The following is a 13,236-nucleotide window of genomic DNA, read 5'->3' as shown; positions in this document are numbered from 1 at the left end:
AACCTTGAGGACAAGTGTAAGTATTATTTTCTTTATTATATATAAATTTATCTTTTGAGTAAGCTTCATTCCCATTATGACTAGGCATTTTTTGTTATCTTTTCGAAAATGTGCAATCGTCTTAAAGTATGGCTTTAAATTCTTTAATAACCACATTACTTCTACATTTCGATGACATTCTTTTTCTAACTTTCTTGATCATCGAATCCCCTCAAAATATCCATAGGTATATAGCTTACACATATCCTTCCTACAGTTATGAACTACTAATAAGTTTCAATTAAAAAAAATCATATTAAAATATGTAACTATATTGATTCCATTATTGTACTTAATACCATTGCTTCCTTGATTCTCTGAAGCAAATGAAAAGCAATAAAAAAAGTCGTCTCAAAATGCACATAATCAAGGATATTTTTATCCCAAAATATTTTTATTTCCCCTGAGAATTCATCATCACAGTCCCAAAATTGTACCATGACAGGCAAAAGATCAAATACATTTATAATATAGCTCACATCAGTATACGCTACCTCTTCCCCACCTAATTGTACACATGCTTTTGCAAGCTCTGAACACTTCCCACTGAAATATTTAGAAAAAGGAGCGAACAAATCACTACCAACAGCTCTTCCAGAGTGGCCCGTAGCACCTAAACTAGCGCCTAAACTTTGCATATTAATCCATTCTCCTGATAACTCTAACTGTGCCTTTGAATAAGAGAACAAATCAAAAATGGACATAATTTCATTAAAACCTGCTTTAGAGTGATATAATATACCATCAATTGACTTTTCTACTAATCCGGTCTCGCGATTAATGCGGTGTTTCTGATTGATAAAATTTATGTACAAATACTCTTTATCATAGATGAGATTAAATTTGTCAGCTATAGCTTTGTGATTCCACTTTGGAAACTCAAGTTGAGCTTTTTCTGCTTGAATATCATAATTTGATTTCCCTAAATCCATACCTTTCTCCCTTCTGCTTTGTGATATTTTATGTTGTGACGCGATTTAGAAATGATGCGTCTTAAAATAATACTATGTTTTTATACATTAAATGAATTTATTTCAATACTCATTTATCCTTCTATAAATTTTTTAATTGCAACAATACCTTCCAAGCTATAATACTGATCTGTATATATTCTTATATTTGTTTTTGTATTTTTAAAACTTTTAAGTTGATTCTTACTCATATCAACTTTAATATCTTTAATATCTTCCCATTTTGCCAAGGTAGCTATGAGCCTTTTACCAGGATAATAATAAATTCCTTTTTCATGAATTCCTTCCCCTACTATACTAGAGATTATACATATAGCTGCCACAAGTGCAAGTATATAATAGTGCCATAGGTTACCACCAATATAAGCTATAAAACAAAATATGAAGGGTATGATTATTGATATTATAATTCTTGGCTTTGTTAATCTCACTGGATATATGCACTCATATCGTATTTTAAAATTATACATACTTACTAAAATAAAGGTTATTATCAATAAACCATATACTACCATTTGTTCAATCATTGGAATGTCTCCTTTATTGCATGTTACACATTATTCTATTTGAATCCATTAATTTTTTTATTCTACAGGCTATTTTAATATTTCAATAATTATAACTCCAACAATAATCCTTGTAAGCAGCTTCCCTTTTGTTAACTGTCTTAAACCACTGTATGTGAGTGATTTATTAAATCTGCAAGGTTAGTCATTGGATTCGTTTTATATAATTTATCCTCCTTCAGATTTAACTATCACAATCTATTTATTAAAAGGAATTACATTATTACTATTTTATCATATATTAGACAGTAAATTATAATATCATTATAATTTTACCGTGAAACAGGCAATATTTACTTAGGAGCATATGTACTAGGACATAAAGACGTCAACACCACTAAAAAACACTATGTTAAAATAAGCGATGATTAAAATTTTCTTTCTTTTATCTGACCAAAGCTCTCCTTCCCCATTTAAAAGAAGGTAGTAGCATTGTAAATACTGCATCTGTCACAGCCTATGAAGGTAATAAAACTCTAATAGACTACTCCTCCACAAAGGGTGTAACTGTATCTTTCACTAGATCTTTAGCTCTGAATCTAGTAGATAAAGGGATACGAGTTAACGCCGTAGCCCCAGGACCTATTTGGACACCCTTAATTCCTGCTAGTTATAGCGAGAAAAAGGTTACTTCATTTGGCGTAAATACACCTATGAAAAGACCAGGTCAGCCCTTTGAATTAGCGCCTGCTTACGTGTATTTATCATGTGAGGATTCTAATTATGTTACTGGTCAGGTAATACACATAAATGGAGGAATCATGGTTAGTTCCTAAGCTAAAATAATAAGCACTCTATACGAAAATCTTAAAAGTACACCACTTAATGTGGAATTTTTGTTAAGTTTTAAAGATTATTTATTATGTATGTCAAGTTCAATTAAAATATATATTGCTAATGTACAAAAAGTATGATAATATTCATGTAATTGATATCTTTAAACAAGTCCTGTGAGACTAGCAAGATAAACATTAATGATTTTGCACAATTATTATACAAGTGTGACTTCTTGCTAGCGCAAGAAGTCTTTTTTTGATATTCAAGATCATTTTATCTACATCATCTTTAAATTGGTCCGGTGAGGCTGAAAAGGGGAAAAGAGTTAGTTCTTCTCCTCAATTTTTAAAAATTAGGGAGGCTTTTTTGTGTCAGAGAAAGTATTAAGTAATAACATTAAACTAGAAACTACAAAAGTAACTAATTGGTTTGCTTTACCAAAGAAAGTGATTCTTGCGCTTCAACATCTTATTGCAATGTTTGGTGCAACTGTATTAGTACCTGTACTTACAGGATTTGATACATCTGTTGCGTTGGTGTCAGCAGGATTCGGTACTCTAATTTTTCATGCTGTAACAAAGAAAAAAGTTCCTGCTTTCTTAGGTTCTTCATTTGCGTTTATAGGCGGAATAATTGCTGTTAAAGAAGCACATAATGGGGATCTTGCATATGCTCAAGGGAGTATAATGGTTGCAGGCCTAGTTTATATACTAATGTCTTTAGTAATCAAAAAGATTGGAATGGATTTTATAAAAAAATATCTTCCGTCTCATGTAATAGGTCCAATGATAATTGTTATAGGCTTAAACCTTGTCCCAGTAGCATTTGGTATGGCAAATGAGAATTTTTTACTTGCTACAGTAACTCTTGGAACAGCACTTATTATTAACCTTTTTACTAAAGGCTTTATTAAACAACTATCAATATTAATTGCAGTAGTTGTTGGTTATGTTGCGGCATATTTCCTTGGTCAAGTAGACCCAACTCCCTTTATAAATGCACCCTTGCTCGCAGTTCCAGCTTTTACGCTGCCAAAGTTCAGCTTACCTGCAATAGCGGTTTTGACTCCCATAGTACTGGCAGTTTTCATGGAACATGTAGGTGATATAACAACAAATGGACAGGTTGTCGGCAAAGATTTTATAAAAGATCCTGGATTAAACAGAACTCTTCTTGGAGATGGACTTGCTACATTGTTTGCTGGTCTAATAGGAGGACCTGCTAATACAACCTATGGTGAAAATACAGGAGTTCTAGCTATAACAAAGAACTATGACCCATCTATATTAAGATTGGCTGCAATATTTGCAATCATTCTTGGTTTCGTCTCAAAAATTGGTGGCTTCCTTGGAACTATACCTACTCCAGTTATGGGTGGTATTAGCATGATGTTATTCTCTATGATTGCTCTTGTAGGTGTACAAACTATAAAGAATAACCAAGTACAATTCAATACAGTAAATGTAATAGTCATGATTGTAGTATTAGTTTTAGGGCTGTGGGAATCCTACTTCCAAAACATAACGGGCATAAATATCGGTATAAAGATAAACGAAGCTGTTTCAATAACAGGCTTAAGCCTAGCTGCAATAGTAGGCATAGCATTAAACGCAGTACTTAACATTATATCAACACAAAAGAAATCTTCATAATCTCATAATACTTAAAAAGCCACAGACTACTATAAAAGTAATCCGTGGCTTTTTTCCTTTTGCAAGCTGTCATACGTAGTAAAAGTACAAAACATAAAAACATGAGCCCCCTATATTACTTTTTTTCATTTTTTATCTTCTTAGATATCTTTAATAACAAGGTTAATGTTTAGACGCAAACTACTCACCCATTATGCTTTTGATTCTATGAAGCAGGTGATTAGCAACATAAAAAATGGTCTCAAAATGCATGTAATCTAAGATATTCGTATCCCAAAAGATTCTGGTGTCTGCAGCAAATTCATCATCACAATCCCAGAATTGTATCATGACAGGTAAAAAATCAAACACATTTATAACGTAGCTTACATCAGCATGTGCTACCTCTTTTCCACCTAATTGTACACATGTTTTTGCGAGTTTCGAACACTTCCCGCTGAAATATTCAGAAAAGGGGCTAAATGCATCACTGGCAACGGCTCTTCCAGAGGGGCCCGTAGCACCTAAACGAGCGCCCAAACTTTGCATATTAATCCATTCTCCTGATAGCTCTAACTGTGGCTTTGAATAAGAGAACAAATCCAAAAATGACATAATCTCATTAAAACCTGCTTTAGAGTAATACAATATGCCATCATCTGATTTTTCCGTTATTCCAGTCTCGCGATTGATCCGGTATTTCTGACCAATAAAATTTATGTATAAATACTTTTTATCATAGATGAGATCAAACTTATGAGCTATAGCCTCATGATTCCACTTTGGAAACTCAAGTTGAGCCTTTTCTGCTTGAATATCATAATTCGATTTTCCTAAACTCATATTTTTCTCCCTTCTGCTTTGCAGTGTTTTATATTGTAACGTAATTTATAAAGATTATGAATTAGTATGTTTAAAGTTAAAATATAAAGCCTTTTATTGTATCATATTTTTTACGTTGAATCGAAACTTCTGTTATCCACTCATCTATTTGTTCCTTATAAAAATATAATTCACCATTTACTGTGAAATGAGGAAACATCATATTTGTATAACTCCCAATTGACTCTAATGTTTTTTCTTCTGTTTTAATTATTCCTTCAACTTCTTCCTCTGTCATTCCAAGATAGTTAGCAACTTGAGGTATATTCATAACATTACTATCTATAGCAGTGTTTTGTGTTTGTGTATTTGTTGACTTTTGTATTGAATATCCTAAACAAATTGAACTTAATACTATACCCAATGCAAGTATAATTATTGATATTGGCAATAATTTATTGTTTTGCAAAATAGAGCCCCCTTTTTTTGTAGAGAATAATCTCTTGCAGTTACGAACTATAAATCAAATTCAATTAAAAAATATCATACTAAAATATGTGACCGTATTGATACCATTATTGTACTTAATACCACATAACTGTGCCTGCTTCATCACTAATATGCCATAGCCTTCTGTAGCGGGATACATTTTTTCTGGGAATCGGCAGGGTTCATTGGGATAAGTGCAGCTCTTACAAACGCTGCAACCCTCTGTAGACAAAATTAGAGGACTTTTAGTATATTTTCGAAAGACCTCCCCTACCTGATCAGTTACTTTTTCATGTTCTTCTCTTGCCTCTAGCCACCCCTGAACATCATAACTATCTTTCATTTGAGTTGCTGTAGTAAAAATAAAGGCGTCTTCGTGTTTTAGGCATTGTTTTTGGCACTCCTCTAAACTTCCTACAGCAGGAGGGCACGCCCAAGAGGTATCGTATAACCCACATGAATTGCCCTTACATATTTCTCTAACCTCTTCTGAAAAGATCACTTCTTCTGTCTTTAAAAAAGCGTAATCGTGGATTGGCAAGGGTTTTATTTCTTCTTCTATATTAAATTTGTTCATATAAGTCATCCTTTTCAAAACATTTTTTGTGCCTTTTACAATACTCTGTTTATAAACTTTCTAAACCTCTCCTATAATAATACCATACATTTTTTATTATCATAACTCTTAATTACTCATCAGAAAAAAATCAAATTAGATATCTAAGAGGATTTATGCTTCACTGGATTCGATTTCTCTTATACACTCTAGGAGCCACTCAACATGAGTTCGTTCTCTCATAATGGCACCCTTTAAAACAATATAATCCCCGTACTCTGGTGAGAATACATTGGCAACTGATTCTGCAAAAGGGTGATCAAGCATTGTGGTTTCAAGCTTCTTTAATTTTTCCTGGCGCTGCTTCAGTTGGTACTCAAATTGCTCTAAAATTTCTTCCTTTGACAGAGACTCCAGAAAGTAGGCTTTTAGCCGAAAGATATCCTTTGGAGTAGGCTCTAAGACATTCTGCTTTTTAAGCCAATTTAAAAAATCTTTTTTGCCTGCCTCTGTAATTGAATAAAGTTTTTTTTCCATTTTTTCACCTTGAAGTACGGTTTCGTAGGTAATTAAACCTTCTTCAGTTAATTTTTTTAACTCAGGATATATTTGGCTATGCTTTGCATACCAAAAATTAACTAGTTCTCGATTAAATACTTTCATCAAATCATAACCAGTCATAGCCCCTCGGTTAATTAATCCTAAAATAGCATATTTTAACAAACGCATCGTGTAAGTACCACCCTTCAAAATAATTCTATACTAATGTCAAGTTTATCACAAAAACAATATGTATGTATTGACATGTTTAGATTTAGACCTTATACTACAAATATAAACAATATTTCTGTAAAGTACAAGACATAACGAAAGAAACTGAAAACTTTAACGGTCATGAAAACCATTACAACACGGTTAGAGTTTTAACAAAAATACATACTAAAAGGAGAATAGCAATGAAAAGAAAATTTCCCAATCTAAGTAAACCTATTCAAATTGGAAATGTAAATTTCCGCAACAGAATGTTTTCTGCACCTATGGGTGGAACAGACATCACTGCTGATTGTACTATTGGACGTGCATCAACCGCTTTTTATGAATTACGAGCTAAGGGTGGAGCAGGAGCAGTTACTGTAAGCGAGTTAGTGGTTCATCCAAAAACAGAGGGTTCTCATATGTTCCATCTAGATTTACAGACAGTTGGCGCTCTATCAAGCTTTACCTATACGGCAGACGCAATCCGTCGACACGGTTCCATTGCTAGTGTAGAATTATCTCATTCAGGTCAGTTTGCAGGCACATATTTGACGGACAAAAATAAAAAACAAGGGCTTGCTCAATGGGGTCCAAGCGAAGGCCTTCGTTCAGATGGTTTACCTGTAAAGGCACTTACCCAAGAGCTTATTGACGAGATTGTAGCTGCTTATGGCGATTGCGCTGCCCTTGCAAAAAGAGCAGGTTTCGAGATGATTATGGTACATGGTGGTCATGGATGGCTCGTAAATCAGTTTCTTTCTCCTTTCTTTAACCGTAGAACTGACAAATATGGTGGTTCTCTTGAAAATCGAGTACGATTTGCACAAGAAGTACTAGATAGCGTACGTAAGGCAGTTGGACCTGGTTTCCCAATCGAATTTAGAATGAGTGGATCCGAGTTCTTCGATAGCGGTTATGATTTAGCTGAGGGTGTTGAAATTGCAAAATTATTAGAATCTAGAGTTGACCTCTTACATATATCGGCTGGAACGTACCAGCAAGGGTTCAGCATAACTCACCCCTCTATGTTTGAATCTCATGGCAGAAATGTATTTCTTGCTGCCGAAATCAAGAAACATGTTAGCGTACCTGTTGCTACAATTGGCGGTTTGAATGATCCAGAAATGATGGAAGAAATCATCGCTTCAGGTAAAGCAGATGTCATCTATATGGCTCGTGCACTCCTTGCAGATCCTGAACTACCAAGAAAAGTAATGAGTAACCGTGACGAAGACATTATCTATTGTTTAAGATGTTTTACTTGTATGGCAGAGCGTGCAGTTACTTCAACAAGACGTTGTACTGTTAATCCATTAATCGGACGTGAGCTCGATGGAACGGAAGTCATACCAACCTCCCTTCCTGTAAAAGTTTTAGTAGCAGGTGGTGGTCCTGGTGGACTAAAAGCTGCTATCACAGCGGCAAAACGCGGACATGAAGTTATTCTTTGCGAAAAAGAGGATCAATTAGGTGGAATCCTTAAAAGCGAACAGGCAATTCCCTTCAAATATGAAATGTACCAACTAGGTGTCACTCTTGAAAAAATGGCAAGAGATGCTGGCGTTGATATCCGTCTAAATACAGAAGTTACAAAAGAGTACGTAGAAAATGAAAACGTAGACGCGTTAATCATCGCAGTAGGATCGGAACCCCTCTTGCCACCCATTCCTGGTTTAGATGGAGAAAACGTAATTGTGGTGAACAACTATTATCTAGAAAAAGAGAAGGTGACAGATGAAGTCATCGTCTTAGGAGGGGGACTTGCAGGTTGTGAAGCTGCAATCCATCTTGCTCAAGAAGGAAAAACTGTTCACCTTGTGGAGATGAGAGAAGAATTAGCAATAGACGCAAATATCAGACACCGACCAATTCTTTTAAAGGAAATTGAAAAGCAAAAAATCCAGGTTCATACAGGCTTAAAAGGATTACGGGTAATAGCTGATGGAGTCATCTGTGCTGATTCAACAGCTGAAGAACAACTCATTCCAGGAACAACAGTAATCTGCGCTCTTGGACAGAAAGCAAGAAGAAATGTAGTGGAAAACTTAATTGACTGTGCACCATATGTTGCTCAAATTGGAGATTGTGTAAAAGCGTCAACTATAACAACAGCGGTATATCAAGGATACCATGCTGCACTCGATATCTAACGATTTTTAAGTCAATTGAATTGCTAATGGATTTGAAAGAGTAATAAACTATCAATTATTTTGTTATTTTGATTGTTGCCAAATCTTAAATTTTTATGAATAAATTTGGCAACAATTTTTTATAATGAGAAAGTGTAACTTTTGCCCACTGCCTCACTGGTAAAAAAAGTAAATACCCAAGATATCAGGCTGATATTTTTGAAGCTATGATATAAAGTATTGTTGCCCCAACAAATCCGCTGTTAACAAGGCGTCATATAGCTGTTCCGAGGTTACATCTCCTGCCATATGATGAATTGTCTCTCCTTGTATACAAGCTTTTTGAGCAGCTATGCGAACACGTTCTCCATCGGTTACTCCTATCTCTTTTAAAGTAATAGGTAGACCTACACTATAGCAAAAATCCATAACCTCTTTAATTTCTTGCTTGGGGGCACTTTCTAAAATAAGTTGTGCGATCGTCCCAAATGCCACTAGGGAACCGTGCATGGTTTTCTCACATTCCTGTAAGGCTGTAAATCCATTGTATACAGAATGAGCAACTGCAAGTCCTCCATTATCAGCACCTACACCACTTAAGTATGTATTTGCCTCAATAATCGCGTCTAAAGCAGGTGTGACCAAATGTTTTTCACAAGATAATTTTGCCTGATATCCACATTTTAATAGAGTTTTATAACATAATTCGCATAAAGCCATAGCTGACAGTGAAATTCCTCCATTTTCTAAACTAGGAGAATTTGTTCTTATACAGGCTCTAGCCTCAAAATAAGTCCCAAGGGCATCTCCCATGCCTGCTATCAGAAATTTTACAGGTGCATCTGCAATGATTTGACTATCCACAATAACCGCCTCTGGATTTTTGGGATAAAATAGATATGTATCAAAAGCTCCGTCATCATGATAAATAACTGAGAGTCCAGTACAAGGTGCATCTGTAGCTGTAATCGAAGGAATAATTGCAACAGGGAGTTTCTCATAATATGCAGTTGCTTTTGCAGTATCAAGAGCGGACCCTCCACCGATACCTACAACCACCTCGATTTGTTCTTCTTTGACAATTTTCCTCATTTTTTCAATTTCACCATTTGAGCTGATGCCGTTGAATATTTTAAAATGTAGCTTACATTCGGTTCCTTCAAAACTCTTTTCAATTTTTTTGTGACAACTTCTATATCCACTTTTACTACAGATAAACAAAAATGATGATCCTAAATCTTTTGTTTCTTCATAAAAATTTAATAAAGCCCCTTTTCCTTGCACGTATTTTAATGGAGCTCTTATTAATTTTAATCTGGTCATAAACAAAAACCTCCCTCTAAAAATGGTCTTAAATACATTACACACCACCTATATCTATTCATTAATGCTTAAAATCCACATGACTTATTAACTCATCACGATGCCCCCGTCAGTAATAATAGCTTGACCAGTGATATAATCTGCCCCAGGAGAGGCTAAGAAGGATATTAAATTTGCTACATCTTCTGATTTCTGGGGTCTTCCCATCAAAATCTTTTTAGAATATTCCGTAAAAGCGCCACCCTTTTCAACACCTAAATAGGGAGACAAACTCTCATCAATTTTTTCCCACATATCTGTCTCTACAATGCCAGGACAGTAAGCATTAACCGTAATTTTGGGTGCTAATTCCGCTGCTAATGCCTGAGTGAACCCTCGCACTGCAAACTTAGTTGCACTATATGCAGATAAATATCCAAAACCTACATGACCTGCTATACTAGAACAGTTAATAATTTTACCTAAGGTATCTTGCTTCATCATCTGTCTTGCTGCTTCAATATTTGTTAAAAACACGCCTTTACAGTTTATAGAAAATATTTCATCCCATTCATTTGATGTTGTTTCAACAGCAGGTTTAACTGTACATATACCTGCGTTGGCTACTAAAACATCCAACTTCCCAAACTCTCTTATTGTCTTTTCAAAAATGCTATTGACATCTTTTTCATTGGATACATCTCCAGCTATAGCAATACTTTTTTGACCTAGTTCTTCTACCTCCATAGCAACTTTTTTGGCATTTTCAGGGTTGCGAGCATTAACTACTACATTGAATCCATCCTTTGCCAATCTTAAGGCAATAGCCTTACCAATACCTCTACCTGACCCTGTTACGATAGCTACTTTACTCATCTTCATTACCTCCTTTAACTTTCTTATTACATTAAGTAGCAAGTAATGTGCCAAATAAAGTGAAATTTATTCCGTAAGGGTTTTCTTCATCCCCTACTGAATTGGGAAGTTGGAAGCAAGAGATCAGAGGTTAGATTTTTTTGTCTCCAGTGAAGTCTTTGTGTTCTAACCTCTAACCTCTCAATGTCCTCCTCTTTTTCTTTTTATCTTGAAGTGGGAGTATTAGTGCCTATTAATTCGGGATGAATTAAAGTAATCCGCTTTTATGCCGTATTTTATGATCTTGTCTTGCGCTCTCTTCAAGATAGTCCTTTATAGGCGCTTTTTCTCTTTTAATTATTTCATTCAGTAAGTAGCAGGTATGCTTTCGTCTTAGTTTTTGATCTAATTCATCTCATACTTTCTCATTTTAAATCTCATAATAATACTTTTTCTCATTCTTGAGAAAATTAACAAAGATGTTTTCAAGCGTGATTATAATATCTTCACAATCTTTTTGCTATATTACATAATTAATGATTATTTCTTAGAGATTTATGTGATAGAAAAATAAGATATCTTAAAACATTCTAGAAAATCGAGTAAAAAATAACCTCGATATGTTCCCTTATACACATATCGAGGGGTAAAGTTACATTATCAGATTTACTTTTAGTTTATGAAACTCAGCATTTCTTGCCTTAGAAAGCAAAACCATCTTTAGCATCCTTACAAAGTTAAACATTTAAGGTTTTTATATTATTAACGAACTCCACAAGAGGATTCACACAAGCTTTATGGCAACTCTTTCAACAATACCTGTTGCAATATAGTTATCTACCTCAAGGGGCAAATGGTGGCCATGTTGTTCTGTTTGTCCCATAGGTATTAAAGCGATATCTGTTATTTCTGTGATTGTTTCGCCTTTTGCTGTAAGGGCAGACAGAAAAGCTCCTTGCTGCATATCTGTTTGCTCGTTGTTTAGAATTGATATAAATGCTCTCTCAGCTTCTTGTGGATTTAAATCCTCTTTGTTTATTAATTTAGTTAAAGAAAAAAGTCCATACTAAAAAATAGTATGGACTTTCCAACATCCTACATCGCAATCCGCTGTCTCGAGCAGACTTTAAAAATAATAGGCAGGTCTCCTGACTTAGATTTAAACACCTTTATTGTCTTCCCCCTAATCGGAGTGACATATAATAAAGATTCATCGTCGTCAACGACACCCTTTGGTGTTTAGCTATAACCTTCCCACTACCAGGTAGCTTCGGGACTTTCACCATTAGATTGCGCCCATTCTGGGCGCACAATTAAAAGAAGAGGCAATTTATGCCTCATCTTTTATTTTACTTCTGATGTTCCGGTAATTTTGCTATTCTCGATGACTTGAGAAGAGGTTTTGTATTCCTCTTTTGAGAAGTAAACATTGCCTTGGATTTGAGCATCCCTTATGGTAAAACCATTTGCCTCTACGTAAACATCGCCAACGAAGGTACCCCCTTCAATCATTGCATTTTCACTTTTAATAGTTAATTTAGGTGCTGTAAGTGTATACGATGCAGTTTTGGTTCGATTTTCATCTTGTGCATAAAGCTTTACTTTGCGAACAATGTCGCCATTAGGATCATCCTTGTCTCTAAATTCTCCATCTAAGACTAATTCTTTATCGGTTTTCATATCTTGAGTAAATATGACAATCCAACTTCCTTCAGGTCCCATTACCTTTTGGATGGAAGCTTCATCCATTACGTAGGAAGGACCAGTTGCAGTATCCGGTTCAGGTTTTGATGCATCCGGAGTTGTTTGGTCTTGCGTTGCATCTGGTTTTTCTTGCTCAGTAGTTTCTTTAGGCGTACAACCAATGGTTAGGGTGAAAAGGGTTACTAGGATAACAAATAAACTCATTAATTTTTTCAAAAAAATTCCTCCTTAAATTTTATTACCTATATTTTAAACTAAGAAATAAAAACTATTACACTAATCTTAAATAAACAAAAAATGAATTTGATACAAGTTAAAAAAACAAGCATAGGTCTCAAAATATTCTTCACTGCTTCTTCATAATGATTTGCTATTATCAATTAATAACATTTATATCATAAGGACGAGAAAAGATGTTTGGTTTAAGTTTATATACTATTTCTATTAATTATATACCCACAACCATTTAACTTAATCAAATTTATTTAGGAGTAGGTATTTACAGAATGAAATAAATTTTGCTGTAAATATCTAGAGTACATAACTCAAACTTCGCACATAAATAATTGAATACAAGTATTGGAATTCCGGGTTTACAGGTATAAAAATAGCATGAAAACACCAGATTTGTTATAATTG

The 13,236-nt window shown here is 34.6% G+C and carries 12 protein-coding genes, 2 pseudogenes and 1 riboswitch; of the genes and pseudogenes, 3 read left to right on the top strand and 11 right to left on the bottom strand.

Annotated elements, in window-relative coordinates:
* Window positions 1–81: 81 nt before the first annotated feature.
* The 3 genes and pseudogenes from DES36_RS15250 to DES36_RS14255 form a co-directional block, all read right to left on the bottom strand.
* A pseudogene (locus DES36_RS15250) lies at window positions 82–243 on the bottom strand (transposase); the annotation flags it as partial.
* Window positions 244–308: 65 nt separating this feature from the next.
* Window positions 309–971 carry a DUF3786 domain-containing protein gene (locus DES36_RS14260; protein WP_113921881.1) on the bottom strand — a complete coding sequence of 221 codons (663 nt, stop codon included), beginning with the start codon at window positions 969–971 and terminating at the stop codon, window positions 309–311.
* Window positions 972–1,084: 113 nt separating this feature from the next.
* A complete protein-coding gene (locus DES36_RS14255; protein WP_113921880.1) occupies window positions 1,085–1,537 on the bottom strand; it encodes a hypothetical protein in 453 nt (150 codons plus the stop codon).
* 413 nt (window positions 1,538–1,950) lie between these two features.
* Here DES36_RS14255 and DES36_RS14245 point away from each other — a divergent pair.
* Together DES36_RS14245 and DES36_RS14240 are read left to right on the top strand one after the other, a co-directional pair.
* Window positions 1,951–2,352, top strand: a pseudogene (locus tag DES36_RS14245) (SDR family oxidoreductase); the annotation flags it as partial.
* A 369-nt stretch (window positions 2,353–2,721) separates the two neighbouring features.
* Window positions 2,722–4,005 carry a uracil-xanthine permease family protein gene (locus tag DES36_RS14240; protein WP_113921878.1) on the top strand — a complete coding sequence of 428 codons (1,284 nt, stop codon included), beginning with the start codon at window positions 2,722–2,724 and terminating at the stop codon, window positions 4,003–4,005.
* A 180-nt stretch (window positions 4,006–4,185) separates the two neighbouring features.
* Here DES36_RS14240 and DES36_RS14235 read toward each other — a convergent pair whose 3' ends face one another.
* From DES36_RS14235 to DES36_RS14220, 4 genes are all read right to left on the bottom strand, one after another.
* On the bottom strand, window positions 4,186–4,827 hold the full coding sequence (locus tag DES36_RS14235) for a DUF3786 domain-containing protein (RefSeq protein WP_113921877.1): 642 nt from the start codon (window positions 4,825–4,827) through the stop codon (window positions 4,186–4,188).
* Window positions 4,828–4,903: 76 nt separating this feature from the next.
* On the bottom strand, window positions 4,904–5,275 hold the full coding sequence (locus DES36_RS14230) for a hypothetical protein (protein ID WP_113921876.1): 372 nt from the start codon (window positions 5,273–5,275) through the stop codon (window positions 4,904–4,906).
* Between the two features lie 60 nt (window positions 5,276–5,335).
* Window positions 5,336–5,872 carry a DUF2284 domain-containing protein gene (locus DES36_RS14225; RefSeq protein ID WP_113921875.1) on the bottom strand — a complete coding sequence of 179 codons (537 nt, stop codon included), beginning with the start codon at window positions 5,870–5,872 and terminating at the stop codon, window positions 5,336–5,338.
* 153 nt (window positions 5,873–6,025) lie between these two features.
* The gene (locus DES36_RS14220) at window positions 6,026–6,580 is read right to left on the bottom strand and encodes a PadR family transcriptional regulator (RefSeq protein WP_113921874.1); all 555 of its coding nucleotides are present in this window, start codon (window positions 6,578–6,580) and stop codon (window positions 6,026–6,028) included.
* A 227-nt stretch (window positions 6,581–6,807) separates the two neighbouring features.
* On the opposite strand from DES36_RS14220, the gene DES36_RS14215 reads away from it, so the two are divergent.
* Window positions 6,808–8,757 (top strand): oxidoreductase, encoded by a 1,950-nt coding sequence (locus DES36_RS14215; protein ID WP_113921873.1) that lies wholly within the window; start codon window positions 6,808–6,810, stop codon window positions 8,755–8,757.
* Between the two features lie 204 nt (window positions 8,758–8,961).
* Here DES36_RS14215 and DES36_RS14210 read toward each other — a convergent pair whose 3' ends face one another.
* The 4 genes from DES36_RS14210 to DES36_RS14195 all read right to left on the bottom strand — a co-directional run bounded on the left by DES36_RS14210 (window position 8,962) and on the right by DES36_RS14195 (window position 12,813).
* Window positions 8,962–10,059, bottom strand: a complete 1,098-nt coding sequence (locus tag DES36_RS14210; RefSeq protein WP_113921872.1) for a glycerol dehydrogenase — start codon at window positions 10,057–10,059, stop codon at window positions 8,962–8,964.
* An 87-nt stretch (window positions 10,060–10,146) separates the two neighbouring features.
* Window positions 10,147–10,914: an acetoin reductase gene (locus tag DES36_RS14205; protein ID WP_207657475.1), complete on the bottom strand. Its 768-nt coding sequence runs from the start codon at window positions 10,912–10,914 to the stop codon at window positions 10,147–10,149.
* A gap of 763 nt (window positions 10,915–11,677) precedes the next feature.
* Entirely contained in the window at window positions 11,678–11,932 is a 255-nt protein-coding gene (locus DES36_RS14200) for a creatininase family protein (RefSeq protein WP_113921870.1), read from the bottom strand.
* An 82-nt stretch (window positions 11,933–12,014) separates the two neighbouring features.
* Window positions 12,015–12,195: riboswitch (cobalamin riboswitch) on the bottom strand.
* 42 nt (window positions 12,196–12,237) lie between these two features.
* On the bottom strand, window positions 12,238–12,813 hold the full coding sequence (locus DES36_RS14195; protein ID WP_113921869.1) for a hypothetical protein: 576 nt from the start codon (window positions 12,811–12,813) through the stop codon (window positions 12,238–12,240).
* Window positions 12,814–13,236 lie beyond the last annotated feature (423 nt).

The organism is Alkalibaculum bacchi (genome assembly GCF_003317055.1).
In the GTDB taxonomy this organism is placed as follows: Bacteria; Bacillota; Clostridia; order Eubacteriales; family Alkalibacteraceae; genus Alkalibaculum; species Alkalibaculum bacchi.
Note: the sequence above shows the minus strand (reverse complement) of the source record. Positions and strands in the feature narration are given on the sequence as shown.